The following is a 20,398-nucleotide window of genomic DNA, read 5'->3' as shown; positions in this document are numbered from 1 at the left end:
CCTTCGATGCCGTTACTCGTTCGCTTTCTTCACCATCTCTTCAAGCTTCGCTTGATCAATCTCACCTTCATACTTCTCGACGACTTCACCTTTTTTATTGATGATGAACGTCACAGGTAAGTTGTAGATCCCGTAAGCCTTCTCGACAGAGCTGTTCGTATCCATGAGAATCGGATAGTCCGTTCCGCCAATATCCTTGATGAAGCTTGAGACACGAACTGGTGTTTCACCGACATTGACCGCTACGAAATTGACGCCTTGGTCTTGCATCATCTGATAGTTGTCATTGATCAATGGCATCTCTTTCTTACATGGTTCACAGAATGTTCCCCAGAAATTGAGTAAAAGTCCTTTTCCTTTGTACTCGTCCATCGAGTGCTGTTTCTCACCATATAAATCGACGAGTGCGAAACCAGGGGCATCATCGCCTGCCATGACACGACCGTTTTTATCACGTGTCGCTTGATCGACGAATTGCATGATGACGACTGCTCCGGCGAACAAGACAATCGTCATGATCATCAGACGCCAGAAGGAGCGTTTCTTCTTTTTTTGCTGGGCCGCTGCTAAGCGTTCTTCCGGATTTTGTTTCGTTTTTTTCATATTTTACCGCCTCCACCCATATTGTACTTGAAATCGCTTTACCGTTGACAAAATGTGAAATTCGTTAATCGTTTTGTCACAAAAAAAGAAAACTCAACCCGGAGGATGAGCTTCTCGCTTTACAAATTAACGTTTTTTTGTGTTCTTACGTCTTTTCGTAGGTGGAGCGGCTGGATCCGCTAGCTCACGCAATTGATTGACTTCTTTTTTTGAAAGTTCACGCCACTCGCCAGAAGTAAGACCTGCCAGTGTCAAGAAACCGAACTGTTCACGTTTTAACTTCAAGACTTCCGAACCGAGTGTCTCGACCATTTGACGGACTTGGCGGTTATGTCCCTCGTAGATGACCATTTCAAGAATCGCCGTGTTTTTCTTCTTATCAATATCGCGCATCTCGACACGTGCTTTACCTGTCTTGAAACCATCCGGTAAGACGACACCTTTCTCAAGACCTTTGACGTGGAAGTATTCTGGTACGCCTTTGATTTTGACGATGTAGCGCTTCGGCACCTTATATTTCGGGTGAAGCAAGAGGTTCGAGAATTCACCGTCATTCGTCATTAAAAGAAGACCACTCGTATTATAGTCGAGTCGACCGACTGGGAAGACACGGTGTCCAGGTGGTACGAGATCGACGACCGTCTTACGTCCTTTATCGTCTTCAACCGTCGAGACGACACCTGTTGGTTTATAGAGCATGTAGTAGACGTGCTCTTCCCGCTCGAGCTTCACGCCGTCTACTTCGACTTCCGCACGTGCTCCGACTTTCGTTCCAAGCTCCGTGATGACTTTTCCGTTGACCTTGACGCGACCTGCTGTGATCAATTCCTCTGCTTTACGCCGCGAAGCGACACCTGCTTGTGCGATGATTTTTTGTAACCGTTCCATTAATTCACTCTCTCCTCTAATGAAGGATCATTCCGGAAGAAGAGATCTCCATCCGATTCGAACGTTTCTTCGAACTCGAGTGGCGGTAACTCTTCAATACTGTTCAGACCAAAATGGTCCAGGAAATGATCCGTCGTTTTATACAATTTTGCGCGACCGACACCTTTGGCGCGTCCCGCCTCTTCAATCAAACCTTTTGCACTTAACGTATGGATGACACGCTCCGTCTTCACACCACGAACGACTTCGATGTCAGCACGTGTGACCGGTTGTTTGTATGCGATGATGACGAGTGTCTCCATCGCTGCTCGAGACAAGGAATCTTCTGCGAGCGAACCGGCATATGCCTGAATATATGGCGACATCTCTTTTCGTGTCACCATCTTAAAGACACCACCCGACTCCACGATTTGCAACACACGCTGCTCTGCTTCGAATGTCGTTTGAAGAGCCAGCAACTGTTCGCGTGCTGCCGCTTCACTGATCTCTAGCGCTTGACTGAGACCACGTGGATCGATCCCATCGTCTCCGACGACGAATAACAGGCTCTCAATGATTTGTTCATACGCCAATCTGACTCTCCTCCTTCACCATGCTCCGCAATAGGATATCATCGGTCATCTGTTCACAATCAATGACCCGTTGCTTCACGAGCTCTAGAACAGCGAGGAAGCTGACGACTAGTTCTTCGACTGTCGGTTGCTCCGCAAAAAAGCCGAAAAATGTCGTACGCTCCCGGGTCGCGACGTACCGGGCAACGGACTCCATCTGTTGTTCGAGTGACCGTTCTTCCCGTTTGACCGTCTTCGAGCGACGTACCTTCCAAGCTTCCCGTTGGCGCATTTTTTCATAGGCACGTAATAAATCACTCAGTGATAACGTACCATTATACTCTTGTGCATCCGTGTCGAGATAACGCATCAAATCCTCTGGTTGTTTCGAGAACAGCTCAAGGCGTGCCTCTTCCTTTTCTTTCAGGACGAGTGCTGCTTCCTTATACGCTTTATACTCGATCAACTGTTGAATCAGACCTTCTCGTGTCGGTTCTTCCTCGAAATCAGGAATCTCATCGTATTCCGTCTGTTCGATCGGCAAGAGTTGTTTGCTTTTGAGTTGCAACAGCGTCGCTGCCATGACAAGATATTCACTAGCAACATCTAGTTCAAGATGCTGCATCGCACGGATATAGGACACATATTGATCCGTCACCATGGAAACGGATATATCATAAATATCGATTTCTAATTTACCAACCAAGTGTAACAGCAAGTCCAGCGGGCCTTCAAACGCATCCATCTTTACACTGTATGATTCCATGATTCTCCCTGCCCATCAACGTTTTTTGCGCCTTAGTATACCATACAACTGGTGGGTTCGACTATGTTATATTCCAAGGAAGAGGTGATTCCATGAATCCGATTGAACGATTCGTATTTGAATTCAACATCCGGCACGATTACTTCGAGTGCCATGAAATCTTAGAGGAAGTCTGGCAAGAAGGACAACGCCAGGACGAGGCGCTTGTCGGTCTGATCCAACTGGCCGTCGCCCGCTATCATCACCGCCGCGGCAATACGACTGGGGCACAGCGGACATATGCGAAAGCGTTTGATAAAATCGAACGCCACCGGGCAACACTGATTGCGGCCGGGATCGACGTCTCATATTTGCTCGATCATCGCGACCATTTTACGGATAAGGTCTATCGACACATCCCATTACCTGTCTTTTCGGACGTCATCCGAACCGTCGCACTTGAAGCGACAGCACCTGATCTCGACTATGTGACGCATAAACACCGTTTACGTGATCGTACGGATGTCGTCACGGCACGACAAGAAGCGCTACAAAACCGAAGAGACCGGTCCATCTGAGCCATGGACCGGTCTTTTTATTGATTTTTCCATTTGTCGACGAGGCGTTGCGTCTCTTCGGTCGCACCCGTAATATCCGTTCGAAGAAGCTTGGCTGCTTCATCGAGTAGGAGATACGACATCCGTTCTCCACGGAACGATGGTGATAATGCGATATGTTTCAATTCAGCATGGCCATCCATTAATTGAAACCCGATGACACCGACGAAATCCTCATCTTGTTTGTACAAATACAAGCGTTGGTCTTCTTCCTGTTCATAGGCTTGAACCGTTTCAAGCAAATACTTCGGATCCTTCACTTCGCACGAAAAGGCGATCAGCCCCATCGCGGTCCGTTCATTCAACTTCTTATATTTTACTAGCATGTGATTCTACACCTTCCTAATTTCAACAACTCTCAGGAGCATGAACGACTGAGACTCATTCATTCTACACCTTCTCACACAGAATTACTGCATTTTTTTCATAATCCATGAAAATGCAGGAGACTGTCACGTGACGTCCCCTGCATCTGAATCACGCTTGTTCTTCCATCACTTGGATGAAGGCACGCATGTAGTCCGGTAGATCGGGCGGACGACGACTCGAGACGATATGTCCGTCGACGACGACGGCTTCATCATGCCAAATTGCACCCGCATTCGTCATGTCATCCTTGATTCCTGGCGTACTCGTGACGTTGACACCTTTTAAGATGCCGGCAGAGATCAGCACCCAACCAGCGTGGCAGATTTGACCAATCGGTTGTTTGTTCTGGTCAAAATGACGCACCATGTTCAAAACAGAGTCAAAGCGGCGTAATAGATCGGGCGACCAACCACCTGGAACAAGAATCGCATCGTATTCTGCTGGATTGATCTCATCGAACGTCTTATTCGATTTGATTGGGACACCGTACTTCCCGATATATGTTTCATCCGCTTTCTCACCGACGATGTCGACGATTGCGCCTTCTTCACGTAAGCGATGGACTGGATACCATAATTCTAAATCCTCGAAGTCATTGCTGACGACTTGGATGATTCGTTTTCCTTCTAAACGCATGACAAACACTCCTTTTCGAGTTGAGTTCCCTTACTGATTGTACCCGGTTCTAAAAAAAGAAAAACTCCTCTTCGAACGTTCGAAGAGGAGAAAGAACTTACGCTTCGACGCGGATTTCTTTGATGCCAGCGCCTTGCTTCATTTTTTGTGCATGTTCGAGACCTGAAGTCACTTGTCCGAAGACCGTGTGTACGCCGTCGAGGTGCGGTTGTGGCTCGTGTACGATGAAGAATTGGCTTGATCCTGTGTTACGACCAGCGTGTGCCATCGAGAGTGAACCCGCCTTGTGTTTGTGTGGGTATGATGTTGACGTTTCACAAGGAATCGTTTTTCCTGAACCGCCTGTACCGTTTCCGATTGGGCATCCGCCTTGTGAGACGAAGCCTGGGATGACACGGTGGAAGTTCAATCCATCGTAGAAGTTCGAGTTTGCAAGGTTTTCGAAGTTTTCAGTCGTGATCGGTGCTTCATCGTTGAACAGTTCGAATTCGATTTTATTTCCATCTTCTAATAAGATATGACCAGTTTTTTGCATGTTTGACCAACCTTTCGTGCTTTTCAGCAAGAGATTCGTCACGATTCAAGATCGTGATTCCATGGTACAGTGTACCAAATTTCAAGGCGTCGTGCAGACCTTTTTACTCGACGGCTGCCTCTAACACATCGAGTGTCACCGAATCCGTTGCTTCGACACGAATCCGAATTCCATTCGCAAGTGTCGTGACAGGATCCGTATGCCCGAAGTCCGCATCGAGAATGATCGGGAAATCATAGCCCCGCGTCGCGCGCAGAATGATGTCTTTGAGCGGGAAGTCCGGGTCAAAATCGACTTTTCGCGGGAAGCGTCCGACGACGAGTGCCGCAATCTTGTCATACGCACCCATGTGTCGCAATTGCGTGAAATACCGGTCAATCGTTTCCGGGGTCTCACTCTCGTCATCCTCAAGCATCAAGACGACACCGTCAAACGATGGCAAATAAGGTGTTCCGGCAAGCAGTAAAAGTGTTCCCGTGTTCCCCGTCAGAATCGGACCTTCTGCGACACCGGTCTTAACGATTGTGTACCCTGCGTTCACTTGATGTTCTCGTCTTCGGTCGTCTGCGACATCCCAGCGTAAAATCTCATCTGTCCACTTCTCAGACGCTTCGATCCGACCGATCGGCTCCGTCTGCATGAACGTACGTTTGAACGATTCTTCTGTATACGGATCAAGACCATCGAATTGACCGAACTGCGTCAGCAGTGCGGGTCCGACGAACGTCGTCAATCCTGTCTGCTGGTAGATCCCAGCAAACAGTGCCGTGATATCGCTGTAACCTACGAAGATCTTCGGATTGTTCCGGATCAATTCATAATCGAGTTCGTCGAGTAGCTGGTGTGAGTTAAACCCACCGATTGTCGAGATAATTGCCTTAATTGACGGATCTGCGAACGCCATATGTAAATCTTGCAGCCGTTCCCCGATCGTTCCTGCCGTATGACTATGAACAGCCGTTGCGTTCGGCATTAAGACGACCTCGAAGCCCATTTTTTCAAGTGTTGCGATACCGCGGGCGAGACGACGCGGTACGTATGCTGCGACAGCAGACGCCGGCGAGACGATGGCAATCTTATCCCCTTTTTGTAAGCGTGGTGGTTTCATGAGAGTTCCCCCTTTTCATTACAAGTATTTCCAGTATAACAAATCGAAAGGGGACCGCGTACTTTCATTTTTTCCCTCCATTTTACAGCTTCACGAAGAGCGAATCTCCGTTCTCAAGCAATTCTCCTTTTTCCGAGACATAATCGACCTTGACTGTCATATGTTGAAGAATCTTTTGTTCGCGCAACGACTTTGCCCACGCTGTGACCTGCGCTTTATCCTGTTCGTGTCGCTTGCGTGGAACGTCCACTAAGAGCGTCGGAGCGACTTCCTTCCGTAAATAAGCCTTTGAATCAAAACGCGCGTCACCTAGCTGCTGTATTTTATCGTTGTCATAAAGTACGGTCACGCTCAATTGATTGTTCAGTTGTTCGAGAGTCGGCGACGGGATCCGTCGCTCTAACCGATCTTCCCAAAGTGACGCATGATACGAGTCAACGAACCTCCCCGACTCCTCTTGTTGATAGACGAAAAACTCAGTATTCGTTTTTTCGTCTATCGCGCGTGCGGCATATTCAAATGGAAAATTGCCCATGTTGTCGTAAAGACTACCGGTCACCTTCGCTTCCGGAAGATGCTGTTCTAAGTAAGTTTTTGCTTTCCGCTGTACTTCAGTCTCTTTCGTTCCATCCGAGTTCATATCCTGTGTAAAAGCGAACGTCATCAATAAGGCACTACCTCCGATGACTCCAATTAGACTGGCAATCCCGATTATCCAACGTTTCATATACTCCCCTCCCATATTTTTACACTTACAATTTTATCATAAAAAAAGAGTAGCGGACGACGTCCGCTACTCAAGTATTGCTGATTGGATTGCTTACTGGATAACAGCGTGAACGAGCGGGCGTTCTGCCGGTTTCGTTTCACTGATATGGTACGCGTGATCCATTTTTTCGATTGCTTGATCGAGTGTTTCTTTGTTTGAACGAAGTGTTGCGATGACATCGCCGACTTCGACACGGTCGCCGACTTTCTTGTGCAACGTAACGCTTGCTGCGTGATCGATCTCATCTGCTTTCGTCGCGCGTCCTGCACCGAGGATCATTGCTGCAACACCGACTTCGTCAGCGATGATTTCAGAGACATAACCTGCTTTTGAAGCGACGAATGTTTTTTCGTATTTCGTTTCAAGTGCTTTTGTCATGTCGTCAACGAGAGACGCGTCGCCACCTTGAGCTGCGATGAACTTTTTAAAGACGTCAAGTGCTGCTCCGTTACCGAGACGTGTTTCGAGATCCGCATATGCTTCGTCAAACGTCGGGTAGAAATCACCGAGGACTGCCATGTGTGATGCAATCGTCAAGGCGATGACTTTCAAGTCACGAACATCTTTCCCTTGAAGGACTTCGATCGCTTCCTTGACTTCGTTTGCGTTTCCGATTTCAAAGCCGAGCGGCTGATCCATGTCTGTAATGACAGCAACCGTCTTACGGTTGACACTCTTACCGATTGAAACCATCTCTGTCGCGAGTGCTTTTGCATCTTCAAACGATTTCATGAAGGCACCAGAACCTGTCTTGACGTCGAGTACGATGCTGTCTGCTCCTGCTGCGATCTTTTTCGACATGATCGAACTTGCGATCAATGGGATCGAGTTGACCGTCGCCGTGACGTCACGAAGGGCGTAGAGTTTTTTGTCTGCAGGCGTCAGGTTACCCGTTTGACCGATGATTGCCATCTTAATGTCGTTGACTTGTGAGACGAACGCTTCTTCAGAAAGCTCGACGTCAAAACCAGGGAACGCTTCGAGTTTGTCGATGGTTCCACCTGTATGACCGAGTCCACGACCGCTCATCTTCGCAACCGGAATACCGATTGACGCAACGAGTGGTGCGACGATCAGACTGATCTTGTCACCAACACCGCCTGTCGAGTGTTTATCGACTTTTTTCCCGTGGATACGTGAAAGGTCGATCACGTCGCCCGAGTTGACCATCGCCATCGTCAAATCAGCGATTTCACGATCTGACATTCCTTGATAGAAAATCGCCATCGACATCGCTGACATTTGGTAATCTGGAATCTCACCGTTCGTGAATCCTTCTACCATTGCTTGAATATCAGCTGTTGCGAGTTCGCCACCGTCTCGTTTTGTTGCAATCAAATCTACCATACGCATAATCTAGTTCCTCCTCAGGAGTGGTTTGTGAGTTTTATAAACAGTCGTTACATTTTTTTGATCGAACCGCGAACGAGTGATAGGAAGTGTGCCCGGACACGTTCTGTCGTTTCGATGACTTCATCATGATGTAACGGTTGGTCGAGAATACCTGCTGCCATGTTCGAGACACATGAGATCCCAAGGACTCGCATATCGGAATGACGGGCAACGATGACTTCAGGGACCGTCGACATACCGACGACGTCTCCTCCAAGCATCCGTGCCATCTTGACTTCTGCTGGCGTCTCATACGTCGGACCAGTGTTTCCGAAGTAGACACCTTGACGGACACGAATTCCGAGCTCGTCCGCTGTTTCCTGTGCAAGACGAAGTAATTCCGCATCATACGGCTTCGACATATCCGGGAAACGTGGTCCCATCTCATCGACGTTCTTCCCGATCAATGGGTTCGTACCGAAGAAGTTGATGTGATCTGTGATCAACATCAAATCACCTGGTTCGAACGCTTCGTTACAAGCACCCGCTGCGTTCGTGACGATCAATGTCTCGACGCCTATCGCTTTCATGACACGGACTGGGAACGTGACCATGTCCATCGAATATCCTTCGTAGAAGTGGAATCGCCCTTGCATCGCAACGACTTGTTTTCCTTCAAGAGTACCGAAGACGAGTTGTCCCGCGTGTCCTTCGACCGTTGATACCGGGAAGTTCGGAATTTCATGATATGGAATCGCGATCGGGTTTTCGATCTCATCCGCGAGGACACCCAGTCCTGAACCGAGAATCAATCCGATCTCCGGTTTTGCCTGCATCTTGCTTTCTAAAAATGAACGTGTTTCATTCCAGTTGACTGTCATCTGAATCGCTCCCTCGAATTATAGTTCTGTTAAAAAGCTTGTTCCATGTGCCGGCATCTTGACGGCGAAGTTTTCTGCGACCGTCGCTCCAAGATCAGCGAACGTTTCACGGATACCGAGCGGTTTTGCAACACCATTTTTATGGTAGGCAAGCAATGGTACGTATTCCCGTGTATGGTCAGTCCCAGCATGAACCGGATCGTTTCCGTGGTCAGCCGTGATGATCAAGAGATCGTCTTCGTTTAAGCGAGCAAACACTTCCGGAAGACGCGCATCGAACTCTTCGAGTGCTTGTCCGTAGCCTTGCGGATCACGACGATGTCCGAACAACGCATCGAAATCGACAAGGTTTAAGAAGCAAAGTCCGTTGAAATCACGATCGAGTTGTTTCACGAGCTGATCCATGCCGTCCATGTTCGACTTCGTCCGGATTGCATCCGTGACGCCTTCTCCATCGTAGATATCAGCAATCTTACCGAGCGAGATGACATCAAGTCCTGCCGTCTCGAGTTCGTTCATGACCGTCCGGTCGAATGGTTTAAGTGCATAGTCGTGACGGTTCGCTGTCCGGACCCACGCTCCTGCTTCACCAAGGAATGGACGTGCGATGATACGACCGAGCATGTACGGGTCATCCCGTGTGATATCACGTGCGTATTCACAAATCCGGTACAGTTCCTCTAATGGCACGACTTCTTCGTGTGCTGCGATCTGAAGAACAGAGTCTGCCGACGTATAGACGATCAAGGCACCTGTCTCGACATGTTCTTGTCCGAGTTCGTCGAGAATTTCCGTACCAGAAGCCGGTTTATTCCCGATGATTTTCCGTCCTGAGAACTCTTCTAAGCGATGAATCAAATCATCCGGGAATTTTTCAAAGACACGGAATGGTGTATCGATCCGGAGTCCCATGATCTCCCAGTGTCCTGTCATCGTATCTTTCCCTGCAGATACTTCCTGCATTTTTCCGTATGCCGCAAGCGGTGCTTCTTCAGCTGAGATACCTTCGATCGGTTCGATATGCGAGAGACCGAGTTTTGCCATGTTCGGCATGCTGAGTCCGTTGCGTTCACGCGCGATGTGACCGAGCGTATGCGAACCAAGATCTCCGAACTGTTCAGCGTCCGGTGCTTCTCCGATTCCTACGGAGTCCATGACGATCAAAAATACACGTTTAAATGATTGAGCCATTTGCTGTTCCTCCTATATACGAGCTGTAGTTGTGCGATTCCCGTTACGATTTTTCCCGGAAAGGGACTAGACAAAACGCATCATTTGTCTGAAGTCAGACCTTTAAAAGATAGAACCATCACGCCCGTGGATGATGTTTCTTATACACGTCGTGGAGTCGTGCTTTGTTGACGTGTGTATACATTTGTGTCGTCGACAAATCAGCGTGTCCTAGCATTTCTTGTACGACGCGTAAATCGGCACCATTTTCAAGTAGATGGGTCGCGAACGAATGGCGCAGGACGTGTGGTGTGATCTCTTTTTCAATACCCGCTTCCTTTGCCCGTCGCTTGATCATCTTCCAAAATCCTTGCCGTGATAAACGATCACCGCGACTGTTCAAGAAGACGTCGTCCGTCTGTTGACCACCGAGACTGTTGCGCGCGAGGTCAAGATATGTCCTGACGCTCTCAATCGATGTCGTACTCATCGGGATGATCCGGGATTTGTTCCCTTTCCCAAGACACGACAGATACCCGAGTTCGAGTTGCAAATCGTTCAACTTCAGTTGGAGCAGTTCGCTGACGCGCATGCCTGTTCCATAGAGAAGCTCAAGCATTGCTGCATCTCGTCGTGTAAGCGGATCGACACCGACGACCGAATCAAGCAAGCGTTCGACGTCCGTTTGACTCCAGACGACGGGCAACTTCTTCTCCGGTTTCGGTAAATCAAGATGACGAGACGGATCATGTGTTGCAAGTCTTTCTTCGACCAAATATTGATGGAACGAACGGATCGAGCTCGTCGCCCGACGAACCGTCGATCGTGACTTTCGTGCTTCAAGCAACCGTTCAATATGGTCGACGATATGATGTCGGTGAACCTGTTCGAACGAGGAAACTTCCGCTGTTTCAAGCGTCTGTAAGTATTGATTTAAATCATTTCGATACGCAGCTGCCGTATTCGCGGACATTTGCCGTTCAATCACTAAATAATTGATAAATGCTTCCAGTTGTTCACGCACTGAACTCATCCTCTTCGTTTACGAAATCGCTTACTTTCCCATCATATCAAAGGTGTAAACCGTTGTGAAGAGGTCTGACCTATAAAAATTGAAAAAGAAAAACCATCCGAAATTTCGTCGGACGGTCAGACTGTTTGTGTTTGCGATTGTTCCAACGCTTCCCGAGCATGACGCTCTTGGCAGACACGGCAGACGCCATGGAATGTCAGGCGGTGATCCTTGATTTTAAAGTGGAATCGGGACACGATTTCTTTCTCTACTTCTTCTAGCATATCGTCTAAAATCTCTTCGACGGATCCGCATTCGATACAGACGAGATGGTGATGCGAATGACTCGCACCTTCTTGTCGTAAATCAAACCGGGATACGCCATCTCCGAAGTTGACCTTATCGACGACTTCAAGCTCCGTCAATAATTCGAGCGTCCGGTAAACCGTCGCAAGTCCGATGTCGGAGTTCTTTTCTTTTACAAGGAGAAAGACATTTTCGGCACTGAGGTGATCCGACTCGTGTTCGAGCAGGACACGCACAGTCGCTTCACGTTGGGGAGTCAGCTTATATCCTTTACCGCTTAGCTGTTTTTTGATGCGTTCTACACGACTTTCCATCATAACGCCCCCTTTGTTCGAACTGATGCTATTATCATAGCTGATAATCAGTCTTTTTTCAAATTAAAATGATTATCAACTGAAAATCATTTAAATGAGAATCATTTTAAAGTACGAATTTGCCAATGCTGGATCGCCATGATCGTTTTCGCGTCGACGATCGTTCCGTTTGCAACGAGTTCGAGTGCTTGCTCAAGCTTCAATGTCTTATTCTCAAGGAACTCATCCTCATCGAGTTGACGATCACCGGCAGTCAGACCAATCGCTTCATAGATATGTACACGCTCACTGCAGAAACCAGGCGCACCGTAAAAATCAAAGACATGTCGTAACTCTTTCGCGACGTATCCTGTTTCTTCCTTTAATTCGCGTCCGGCACAATCAAGTGGATCTTCGCCTTTCTCGAGTTTTCCTGCTGGAATCTCGATCGATAGACTCTCGAACGCCTTCCGGTACTGTTCCACGACGATCAAATCACCTTGTTCATCAAAAGCAATGATCGCGACGGCACCATTATGATAGACCAATTCACGGACCGAGGTATTGCCGTTCGGTAACGTGACGACATGTTTCTCGACATCAAAGACTTTTCCTTCATAGATCACTTCACGTTCAATCGTTTTTTCTTCCATCGGATGTGTTCCCCTCTTCTATCTTAGTTTACGTTCTCTGTCATGATTAGTATGCCGTTTCCGACGTATTGCCGCAAGACTTCGAAATCGTCTTTTTCATCAGATATGATACACTAGAATGCAGAAGTTCCAAACTTATAGTTCATCTAAGAAAAGAGGGAATTGAACATGTCATTAGGATTAGGTACGATGACGATCTTAAAGCGCGGTCAGGAGGAAGCAACAGCAATCCTGCGGACGGCACTTGATGCTGGAATCACGCACTTCGATACAGCGGACGTCTATGCGAACGGAGCGGTCGAATCCATCATCGGTCAAACCTTCTCACAAGAGGATCGCAGTCGATTGTTCCTCGCCTCAAAAGGTGGGAATCGGATGAACGCGACCGGAACCGGTTGGACATGGGATCCGAGTTATGACTATCTGAAGCAAGCTTGTCTTGAAAGTTTGAATCGTCTTGAAACACCTTATCTCGACCTGTATTACGTCCACGGCGGCACGATCGATGATGACATCGATGCGTCGATCCGGGCAATGGAAGATTTAAAAGCAGAGGGGAAGATCAAGGAATATGGTCTGTCGTCACTGCGCCCGAATGTCATCGAATATTGGCTCGAGCATAGTAATTTCTCTTACTTGATGACGCCTTATTCGTTGCTCGATCGCCGCATCGAAGAGTTGTTGCCACGCTTAAAAGAGAAAAACATCCAAGTCGTTGCCCGTGGTCCACTGGCAAAAGGACTCTTGACACATGAGAGTGCTTCACGCCTGCAGTCGGTTGATCGGTTCGAACAATTCGATAAGGAAACGCTTGAGGCGAGTCTACAAAAACTTCAAGATTTCCCGCTTCCTGCGCTTGCGTTGCAAGCCATCGATCAACAGGTCGACATCGTCCTTCCTGGTGCGTCGAGCGTGTCACAGCTTCAGGCAAACGTCCAAGCGATGAAAGAGTCGATCTCACAAGCTCAAATCGACCAGGCACTTGCTACACTACCGGTTCATCACTATACGGAACACCGGTGAGGTTTAACTCTTCATATCTCCGGGAAACTCCTTCTTTGTAACGTTCATACAGAGGAGGAGTTTTATTATGGCTCGTATTTTAATCGTATCAACAAGTGCAGATGACATGAATGGTCACAAAACAGGATTATGGTTCGAAGAGTTCGCAGCACCATACAACCTGTTTAAGGATGCAGGACATGATGTGACGGTCACTTCGATCAAAGGTGGCGACGTCCCGATCGATAAAGCATCGATCGTCAAAGAAATCTTGCCGAAATTCCAAGATGCACGCCGTGCGTTGCACGACACGAAAGCACTCTCGGAAGTCGATCCAGCATCATTTGATGCCGTTTACTTCCCAGGTGGTCACGGTGCAGTCGTCGACTTCCCGAATAACCCACAAGTGGCTGGTGCCATTGAAGCTGTCATCAAAAAAGATGGCGTCGTCGCATCAGTCTGTCACGGTCCAGCGGCCTTCGCGCACGTCATGATCGATGGCAAACCTTTCGTATCAGGTCGTCAAATCAACGGCTTCACAGACGAAGAAGAAAAATCGACAGGTCTCGAAGATAAAGTACCATTCTTGCTTGAGACGACACTTCGTGGTGAAGGCGCTACTTTCCTGACATCGGATGCTGGTAAGGAATTCGCAGTCATCGACGGCAACGTCGTCACAGGACAAAACCCGGCTTCAAGTGAAGCGGTCGCAAAACTTGTCCTTGCGAAACTTGCGACACAAGCTTAATACGATACCTTTATACAAAATGGAGCAAACGACATAACGTCGTCTGCTCCATTTTTTTGGCGTGAATTACAATCGGTGAAGTGAATCCAATCGTTCGAGATCAGCTTCTGTCTCACGTGTTTTTTGTTCGAGTCGCTTTAACTCGTCCTCGAGTTGTTGCTGTTGTGCCTGTAGCGCAGATCGTTCTTCCTCCGTATAGGAACGTGCTACTTCTTTTTCTTTGAGATACCACCATTTTTTGACCTTTTTAGGTGGTGGTCCGAGTTCAATCTGTTGCTCGTGTTGTTTGACCTCATCTATTTGTTCAGCATGCGCCAATTGAAGCTGCTTCAATTCCGCCTCATAAGTGGCTTGTCTCGCTTCAAGAATTGGTGTGAGGTACGCGAGGATATGCGCAGTAAAATCTCGCTTGACGACCCGTCGTAACACATCTCGCCGAAGGGAAGCTTCCGAATGACCTGAGGCATTCTCCCAAACGATTGAATCCGCTCGTTCTAGAATCTCCTCTTCTTCTGCTTCTCCGAGCCAACGTAATTTCAGCAATAATGGTTCAAGGAGTGCCTCTTCTACATACGCCGTAAATTGCGAATACGAGATCGCTTCTCGTATCAACCGTTCTTCATGTAAGTGAAATAAGGATTCCGCCTCTTCCTCAATCCAGTCTTCATAGTCATTAAAGTACATCGATTCTCTCCTTACTAAATCCTATTACAAAATAAAACTGGCTCGAATCCGCCATCTACATGACAGTCGAGCCAATATTGTTAGACGTTCGCTTCATTCTTTTTGATTTCCGCGATTGCCCAGTCACACCAATCCAAGTAATTCAACATCATACGCAAGCCGTACTCACTCGTCAAGGTCTCCCCTAGTGTCGCACCGTTCTCAAGGTGGTCGTGACGCCAACTATGCATCATCTCGACGGCAAATTGATGGTGCCGCTTCGACTCTTCCAAATAAGCAACGGCTTCCTCAGGTGGGAGCAGATGCAAAAGCGACACCCGCATCAAGTTCTCATCCTTCATCTTCGGTTTGAATTCATTCGGTGTCCGTAACCATTCAACGAGCTCTGTCCGTCCTTTATCAGTGATGGAATAGACTTTCTTGTCCGGCAAGTCTTCTTGGACGATATGGATACTCGTTACGAGCTCTGCTTCTTCCATCTTCAACAACTCTCGGTATATTTGAGTATGATGTGCGGTCCAGAAGTGGATCATTTGTTTTTTGAAAGTCGCGCTTAAATCGTAACCGGTCGCTTCCCCTTGGGTCAGCAGCCCGAGTAGTGCAAATCGTAATGCCACTGGCTGCACCTTCTTTCCTTCTTTTGTATATATACTTAATTATCTCAAATATATCTTAATTTCGCTACTCTTGCGTCGAACGAATGTACGATTAAAAAAAGACCTGCGAGCGAAATCACATTCGATCGTAGGTCTTCATGCGTTATTGCTTTTCCATTCGTTCTATTTACGTAATTGCTCGATTCCTTGTCGGACATGTCTCCAGTAAGAAGAAGGATGTGGAACGAATTGACGACGATCGAACCATTCGCCTGTCGTGTCCTGAATGCGCTCGATGGATATGTCCGCGATTCGTTCAAACTGCTCGATCGAAAAAGCAATCAATCGCTTCACCTCTGTTTCCTGGAGGACGTATGCGTCTATCGCTTGATCACTTCGAGCAAGAAAGACATGGCATCGCTCACAGTCCCAGAGCGATACATCCCGAAACTCCTCTTCTTGGATGCCAAGCGGTATCAATTGATCAAACGTACATGTCAAACCAATTTCTTCCTCGAGTTCCCGGACACCATCCTCGACTGTCTCATTCGCAAGCAAGTGACCCGCTGCCGTGATATCAAGCATTCCTGGAAAGTCCTTCTTTTGTTCAGACCGTTGCTGGAGCAACACGACGTCCCGCTTTGGATCATAGACGAAACAATGAAACGTTTCATGCCACAAGCCGTTTGCGTGGACTTCCGATCGTGGACGAGGTCCGAGCAGGTTGCCCGCTCGATCCACGGTCATGATCATCTCTTGTTCACTCATCGCAACACCTTCGAAGCTTGATGGAATCGCTCTCCGACCGTATAGAGTTCAGCAATCAAGAAGACAATTGCGATCCAAATGATGGCGCTTGGGAACAGGATCATCGCTGTTAGGAATAAGAACCCTTCCGTCCGCTCGACGAGTCCCGGTTGATATTGAAACGACTTGTAGCCGTAATTTTCACTGACCGCTCCGATTGCAAGGAACATCGTCATCCCAATGACGAATGATGCGACGAGCAACAGAATAACGACCTGCGTTTCCGGAAATCGGAGTGCAAGACCAATCAGCACTGACAGCTCGACGATCCGGTCGAGCACAAGGTCAAGAATCGTGCCAATCGGAGTTGTCTTTTCTTTTCGTGCCATCGTTCCATCGATGACATCAAGCATGCCCGAGATCCACAACAAGACAATCGCCGTTCCCATCATGTCGTTATAGACGAAAAAGCCCGTCGCACCACCGATGATGCCGGAGATGATCGTCACCTGTGTCGCCGATAATCCAATTTTCTTAAATAAGGTCGCCCCTTGATCAAATAGGGGTTGAACGATTTTACGCGCACGCGTATCTAACATGTCACCCCTCCTTTCTAACGATATAGCCTTCTTTCTCATGAATCGTCTCGTCTGAAGAGAGCACGAGTCGTTCTCCGGATGCTCGTTCGACTTCGTAGAATCGAACACCGTATTGAATGAGTTCTTTCGTAATCGTAACACGTTCATCCGTCTCCTTCGTCGGTCTTGAGACCAAGTTGACTGCCGTCAACGGATGCCATGTTTCTTCAATCTGAATGCCTTCCCCAAAAAACGGGCTGGTCTGACTAAGCGTAATCGGCGTGCCATGATCGACGATTCGCCCCTGTTCTAAAACATAGACGATATCCGCCATCGCCATTGCCTCTTCCCGATCGTGTGTGACAAGGAGTGTCGTGACACCTTGTTCCTCGGTCAACTTCCGAATCAATGTCCGTAATTCCCGTCGTCTCGGTACATCTAGACTCGAGAACGGTTCATCGAGCAACAAGAAGTCCGGTTGACTCGCCAGCGCACGAGCTAAACTTGCCCGCTGCTGTTCGCCCCCTGACAGTTCGTGAACAGCACTTTTTCCTCTTCCCTCGAGTCCGACGCGATGTAACCAGGATTCGAGTTCGATCGGTGTTAATTGTTTGGCACCGAGACGGATGTTCTGTTCGACGTTCAAATGTGGGAACAACAGCGACCGTTGAAACATCATCGTCACACCTCGCTGATTCGGCGAAAGAACAGTGACATCTCGGTCGCCGAACTGAATCATTCCGCTCGTCACTCTTTCAAGACCCGCAATCAGGCGGAGAAGCGTCGTTTTCCCACTTCCGCTCGGTCCAACTAAAGCCACACATTGTCCAGATGCGATATTTAAATCGATATCAGACAACACATGCTTCGTTCCAAATCGTTTATTGACTTGTTGTATCGTGACTTCCATTTAAACGCCTCCGTACGATTCGTATCCAACTAGAAAAAATAACGGCTTGTCCAGCATAAAAGAGAATGGGCAACCCGATCAACCAGAGTGTCGCTAGACGCGCCGCCCCTTGCGAATTACCAGAATACGCCGGGAATACTTCGAGTGATATCATGCGGACGATCCCACCACCAATCAACGCAACTAGTGCATACTGACTGATCGTGATCACCGTGACGAGTAGCGTCACGGATTGTAACGTCGAACGAAGCATCGGCCCCGTCAAATAGAACCAACGCTTGAACCGGTTCCCCTCAATCAAGACCATCTGTTCAAGCATCCGTTCTCCGAGCGCCTGAAATCCGTTCGTGTACAAGCGAACTGTATACGGCAAGGTCGGCAGAAGCAACACGAGCAGGACACCAAAAAATCGATCTGCCAAACCAAGACGGATCCATGTCAAATAGAGACCGAATGATAGCAATAACACGGGAACGAACAGCGGCAAACTAATCAAAAACTCTGCTATACGAATCCGTTTCCCCGTTTGAAAGGCAATCGCTTTTCCTGCCATGTACCCGAAGAGATGATTTAACAATACGACGGCACAAATCATCGCGACGGTCGTGCCGAGCGTCGCTTCTAGGCGCGGATTCCAATTCCACTCTCCCGGAATTAAACCAATTAAAGGAACGATGAACAGGAGTACAACGAATACAGTCACACTGATTTTTTTTATCATTCGCTTCGCCCCCTACTGATCTTCGCTGCCAGTGGGCGTGTCAAACCAGTCATGAGCAACAATAGGAAGAAGAGTCCTCCCGTCAAAACGACACTCATTGCAAAAGCGAGTGGTTGCTCCGATAAATCGCCTTGTGTATACAAATCGAACGCATAGACGCCAAGTAATTTCGGATAGGTCACGCCGAGCAATGCCGGGATCTCATATGCGAACAGGATGAAGGCAAGCAAGATAAATGCTGCCTCAAGCATCGGAACGAGTAGGAAGACACCCCGCGCATGCCAAAATCGGCGTACTGGTGATAAACCGAGCATCATACCGAGTTCTTGATAACGCGAATCAAGACGCCGGACCACCGGTAAGATATAAAAAAAGACGAACGGAATTTCTTTATACAGATACGTCAGGATGACACTAAAATAATTCCCTTCATGCGGTCCGATGACAGGCACATTACTCAAATAGAGAATCGCGAGGTATGCTGCTCCTAGATGAGGGATGAATAAAGGAATTGCAAGTAACGCAGCTAGTCGTGTTCTGCTCAAGAGCCGTGCGAGCACCATTCCAATGATCAGCGCGAGCACCGTACTGACGATGGCCACGTAACTACTGACGGCTAGACTCTCTAAAAAGACCTCATCCGTCAGTAGCTCTCGGTAGTCGGAAAGTGACGTCATCGAGATACTGACCCATAACCCATATAAGACCATCCCTGCCATCAAGAGTGCAGCAGGATACGCGTTACCGCGCCACACGAGACGGCCATTCCTTACGGATCATCTCGAAAATGGATGGGTCGAGTTCCGTCCGGACCTTTCCTTCAAAGACGCTTGGCTTTGGTGTCGACGGTGCAGCCGGTACATCAGCGAATTGCTTTTGTTCTGACGAATCAAGTGTCGATAAATCAAGACTTGTTCCGTCACCCCAATACGTCGCATCGTACTTTTTCAACTGTGCTTCTGGTGATAACAACGTATTGATCGCTACGAGTGCGCCCTTCGGATTCGGAGCGTTGAACGGTACGGAAAGGAAATGTGTCGACGCGATTGATCCATCCTTCAAGACGATTGGACGTGTTTCTTTCGGAAACGTTCCTGACTTCACTTCTTGTTCAGCTCGTCGTTCGTTGAAGCCCATCGTGAAATCGACGTCTCCCTTCGCGTATAACTGATCGAGTTGAGCAAGCGTCTTTGGATACGTCTTCCCTTTTTTCCAGAGATACGGTTTGATTTCGTTCAAATAAGCCCATGTCTTCTTGAAGTCTGCTTTCGGATCTTTTAAAGTGTCATTCGATTCGACACCATACATGACATGGCGGACAAAAGCATTCCCCGTAAAGTCCGTCACTTCCGGATACGTGAAGCGTCCTGGATTTTCCTTGACCCATGACTTCAGTGCTTTCAAGTCGGTTGGTGGCGACTTCACGTCAGCTGCGTCATAGTGCAACGTATATTGAACTTTCCCCCATGCGGCTTCAAGTCCGTCTGTTTTCGTACCACTATCTGAACTCTGTGCGGCAGCATCAACATATTTCATGTTCGGGAGGACTTTTGTGATTTCTCCATACAGTAACTCATCTTTTTTAGCATTTAAAAAATTATCGCCATTGATCCAGACGACATCGATGACACCTTTTTCCTTACCTGCCTGTTTCTCAGCACGCAGTTTTTGAATGATATCCGCCGTCTCGATCGGGACCCGTTCTAACGTGATGTTGTGTTCCTTCTTCAGACGCGGTGCTACGTATTCATCGATGTAGGCATTGATGCCGTCATCGCCGCCCCACATATACATCCGAACCGTTGACTTTTCCGCTTCTTTTTCGATCGTCTGATAAGAAGTCCCTAAGACATTCTTCGGTTCCGGTGTCGCATCCGGTGTTCCACAGCCTGCGAGCAGCGTACCTAGGGCAAGAAAGCTGATTACCTTTGTTTTCATTTGTCG

The 20,398-nt window shown here is 48.1% G+C and carries 26 protein-coding genes; 3 read left to right on the top strand and 23 right to left on the bottom strand.

Annotated elements, in window-relative coordinates; translation table 11 throughout:
- Positions 1-12: 12 nt before the first annotated feature.
- The 4 genes from resA to KNQ09_RS01810 form a co-directional block, all read right to left on the bottom strand.
- Positions 13-603, bottom strand: coding sequence for a thiol-disulfide oxidoreductase ResA (gene resA / locus KNQ09_RS01825; RefSeq protein WP_023467689.1), 591 nt, complete (start codon positions 601-603; stop codon positions 13-15).
- Positions 604-729: 126 nt separating this feature from the next.
- Positions 730-1,491 (bottom strand): pseudouridine synthase, encoded by a 762-nt coding sequence (locus KNQ09_RS01820; protein ID WP_023467688.1) that lies wholly within the window; start codon positions 1,489-1,491, stop codon positions 730-732.
- Entirely contained in the window at positions 1,491-2,063 is a 573-nt protein-coding gene (scpB, locus tag KNQ09_RS01815) for an SMC-Scp complex subunit ScpB (protein WP_023467687.1), read from the bottom strand. Before scpB ends, KNQ09_RS01820 begins: the two co-directional genes overlap by 1 nt.
- The gene (locus tag KNQ09_RS01810; protein ID WP_023467686.1) at positions 2,053-2,808 is read right to left on the bottom strand and encodes a segregation/condensation protein A; all 756 of its coding nucleotides are present in this window, start codon (positions 2,806-2,808) and stop codon (positions 2,053-2,055) included. The genes scpB and KNQ09_RS01810 overlap by 11 nt, the downstream gene beginning before the upstream one ends.
- A gap of 92 nt (positions 2,809-2,900) precedes the next feature.
- On the opposite strand from KNQ09_RS01810, the gene KNQ09_RS01805 reads away from it, so the two are divergent.
- Positions 2,901-3,365: a DUF309 domain-containing protein gene (locus tag KNQ09_RS01805; RefSeq protein ID WP_214857160.1), complete on the top strand. Its 465-nt coding sequence runs from the start codon at positions 2,901-2,903 to the stop codon at positions 3,363-3,365.
- Positions 3,366-3,382: 17 nt separating this feature from the next.
- On the opposite strand, the gene KNQ09_RS01800 is transcribed toward KNQ09_RS01805, so the two are convergent.
- The 11 genes from KNQ09_RS01800 to KNQ09_RS01750 all read right to left on the bottom strand — a co-directional run bounded on the left by KNQ09_RS01800 (position 3,383) and on the right by KNQ09_RS01750 (position 12,468).
- Positions 3,383-3,730, bottom strand: a complete 348-nt coding sequence (locus tag KNQ09_RS01800; RefSeq protein WP_023467684.1) for a GNAT family N-acetyltransferase — start codon at positions 3,728-3,730, stop codon at positions 3,383-3,385.
- Between the two features lie 151 nt (positions 3,731-3,881).
- Positions 3,882-4,409 carry a type 1 glutamine amidotransferase domain-containing protein gene (locus KNQ09_RS01795; protein ID WP_035398198.1) on the bottom strand — a complete coding sequence of 176 codons (528 nt, stop codon included), beginning with the start codon at positions 4,407-4,409 and terminating at the stop codon, positions 3,882-3,884.
- Positions 4,410-4,506: 97 nt separating this feature from the next.
- Positions 4,507-4,944, bottom strand: coding sequence for a peptidylprolyl isomerase (locus tag KNQ09_RS01790; protein WP_023467682.1), 438 nt, complete (start codon positions 4,942-4,944; stop codon positions 4,507-4,509).
- A gap of 103 nt (positions 4,945-5,047) precedes the next feature.
- A complete protein-coding gene (locus KNQ09_RS01785) occupies positions 5,048-6,052 on the bottom strand; it encodes a S66 family peptidase (RefSeq protein WP_214857158.1) in 1,005 nt (334 codons plus the stop codon).
- 82 nt (positions 6,053-6,134) lie between these two features.
- A complete protein-coding gene (locus KNQ09_RS01780; protein ID WP_064300236.1) occupies positions 6,135-6,779 on the bottom strand; it encodes a hypothetical protein in 645 nt (214 codons plus the stop codon).
- 93 nt (positions 6,780-6,872) lie between these two features.
- Positions 6,873-8,174, bottom strand: a complete 1,302-nt coding sequence (locus tag KNQ09_RS01775; RefSeq protein WP_055967087.1) for a pyrimidine-nucleoside phosphorylase — start codon at positions 8,172-8,174, stop codon at positions 6,873-6,875.
- Between the two features lie 47 nt (positions 8,175-8,221).
- Complete coding sequence (locus KNQ09_RS01770; RefSeq protein ID WP_029341181.1) at positions 8,222-9,034, bottom strand: purine-nucleoside phosphorylase; 813 nt, start codon at positions 9,032-9,034, stop codon at positions 8,222-8,224.
- Between the two features lie 18 nt (positions 9,035-9,052).
- Positions 9,053-10,225 (bottom strand): phosphopentomutase, encoded by a 1,173-nt coding sequence (deoB, locus tag KNQ09_RS01765; RefSeq protein WP_214857157.1) that lies wholly within the window; start codon positions 10,223-10,225, stop codon positions 9,053-9,055.
- A gap of 118 nt (positions 10,226-10,343) precedes the next feature.
- A complete protein-coding gene (gene xerD, locus KNQ09_RS01760; RefSeq protein ID WP_029341179.1) occupies positions 10,344-11,228 on the bottom strand; it encodes a site-specific tyrosine recombinase XerD in 885 nt (294 codons plus the stop codon).
- 125 nt (positions 11,229-11,353) lie between these two features.
- On the bottom strand, positions 11,354-11,836 hold the full coding sequence (fur, locus tag KNQ09_RS01755; RefSeq protein ID WP_023467675.1) for a ferric iron uptake transcriptional regulator: 483 nt from the start codon (positions 11,834-11,836) through the stop codon (positions 11,354-11,356).
- Positions 11,837-11,937: 101 nt separating this feature from the next.
- Positions 11,938-12,468 (bottom strand): NUDIX domain-containing protein, encoded by a 531-nt coding sequence (locus KNQ09_RS01750; RefSeq protein ID WP_035408909.1) that lies wholly within the window; start codon positions 12,466-12,468, stop codon positions 11,938-11,940.
- A gap of 168 nt (positions 12,469-12,636) precedes the next feature.
- Between KNQ09_RS01750 and KNQ09_RS01745 the strand changes: the two genes are divergently transcribed.
- Entirely contained in the window at positions 12,637-13,491 is an 855-nt protein-coding gene (locus KNQ09_RS01745; RefSeq protein ID WP_023467673.1) for an aldo/keto reductase, read from the top strand.
- 67 nt (positions 13,492-13,558) lie between these two features.
- Positions 13,559-14,218 (top strand): type 1 glutamine amidotransferase domain-containing protein, encoded by a 660-nt coding sequence (locus KNQ09_RS01740; protein ID WP_023467672.1) that lies wholly within the window; start codon positions 13,559-13,561, stop codon positions 14,216-14,218.
- Positions 14,219-14,284: 66 nt separating this feature from the next.
- On the opposite strand, the gene KNQ09_RS01735 is transcribed toward KNQ09_RS01740, so the two are convergent.
- The 8 genes from KNQ09_RS01735 to KNQ09_RS01700 form a co-directional block, all read right to left on the bottom strand.
- On the bottom strand, positions 14,285-14,902 hold the full coding sequence (locus KNQ09_RS01735) for a hypothetical protein (RefSeq protein ID WP_214857156.1): 618 nt from the start codon (positions 14,900-14,902) through the stop codon (positions 14,285-14,287).
- 80 nt (positions 14,903-14,982) lie between these two features.
- Positions 14,983-15,519 (bottom strand): PadR family transcriptional regulator, encoded by a 537-nt coding sequence (locus KNQ09_RS01730; RefSeq protein ID WP_214857155.1) that lies wholly within the window; start codon positions 15,517-15,519, stop codon positions 14,983-14,985.
- Positions 15,520-15,681: 162 nt separating this feature from the next.
- Positions 15,682-16,266: an NUDIX hydrolase gene (locus KNQ09_RS01725; RefSeq protein ID WP_214857154.1), complete on the bottom strand. Its 585-nt coding sequence runs from the start codon at positions 16,264-16,266 to the stop codon at positions 15,682-15,684.
- A complete protein-coding gene (locus KNQ09_RS01720; protein WP_023467668.1) occupies positions 16,263-16,844 on the bottom strand; it encodes a CDP-alcohol phosphatidyltransferase family protein in 582 nt (193 codons plus the stop codon). Before KNQ09_RS01720 ends, KNQ09_RS01725 begins: the two co-directional genes overlap by 4 nt.
- A 1-nt stretch (position 16,845) precedes the next feature.
- A complete protein-coding gene (locus KNQ09_RS01715) occupies positions 16,846-17,733 on the bottom strand; it encodes an ABC transporter ATP-binding protein (RefSeq protein WP_214857153.1) in 888 nt (295 codons plus the stop codon).
- Positions 17,705-18,454 carry an ABC transporter permease subunit gene (locus tag KNQ09_RS01710; RefSeq protein ID WP_195865470.1) on the bottom strand — a complete coding sequence of 250 codons (750 nt, stop codon included), beginning with the start codon at positions 18,452-18,454 and terminating at the stop codon, positions 17,705-17,707. The genes KNQ09_RS01715 and KNQ09_RS01710 overlap by 29 nt, the downstream gene beginning before the upstream one ends.
- The gene (locus tag KNQ09_RS01705) at positions 18,451-19,209 is read right to left on the bottom strand and encodes an ABC transporter permease (protein WP_214857152.1); all 759 of its coding nucleotides are present in this window, start codon (positions 19,207-19,209) and stop codon (positions 18,451-18,453) included. Before KNQ09_RS01705 ends, KNQ09_RS01710 begins: the two co-directional genes overlap by 4 nt.
- The gene (locus KNQ09_RS01700) at positions 19,196-20,392 is read right to left on the bottom strand and encodes an ABC transporter substrate-binding protein (protein ID WP_214857151.1); all 1,197 of its coding nucleotides are present in this window, start codon (positions 20,390-20,392) and stop codon (positions 19,196-19,198) included. The genes KNQ09_RS01705 and KNQ09_RS01700 overlap by 14 nt, the downstream gene beginning before the upstream one ends.
- Positions 20,393-20,398: the final 6 nt, after the last annotated feature.

The sequence above is a fragment of the Exiguobacterium sp. s191 genome, assembly GCF_018618955.1.
Lineage (GTDB): Bacteria > Bacillota > Bacilli > Exiguobacteriales > Exiguobacteriaceae > Exiguobacterium_A > Exiguobacterium_A abrahamii.
This window is presented reverse-complemented; position numbering and strand designations above follow the sequence as displayed.